This window comes from Acinetobacter sp. USHLN143 (assembly GCF_037145695.1).
GTDB classification, from domain to species: domain Bacteria; phylum Pseudomonadota; class Gammaproteobacteria; order Pseudomonadales; family Moraxellaceae; genus Acinetobacter; species Acinetobacter fasciculus.
The window spans coordinates 1-312 of sequence record NZ_JBBCWZ010000258.1; the positions used below are offsets into that span (position 1 = coordinate 1).

Consider the following 312-nt stretch of genomic DNA (forward strand, 5'->3'; position numbering starts at 1 on the left):
TGCTATTCGTGATTATGCATTACGCTGGGAAATCGAAACGTTATTTAGTTGTCTCAAAGGACGTGGATTCAATCTTGAAAATACTCGTTTAACAGACCCTAGACGAGTCAAGAAATTGATAGCAGTGCTAGCTATCGGTTTCTGTTGGTGCTATTTAACAGGTGAATGGCAACATGATCGGAAAAAAGCGATAAAAATAAAGGGTGGTGTTTCAAAAAGTATGCTGAAAAAAAGCAGGTTGGATTTTGATAAAATAGAGAAATGCGAATAACTCTAGAAATCAAGTGTCCAGCCTGCCTAAGTGACAGTATA

1 pseudogene is annotated in these 312 nt (G+C 37.5%); it reads left to right on the forward strand.

What is annotated here, in order from left to right:
* Positions 1-229 (forward strand): annotated as a pseudogene (locus tag WFH18_RS17980) (transposase); the annotation flags it as partial.
* Between the last annotated feature and the right edge of the window lie 83 nt (positions 230-312).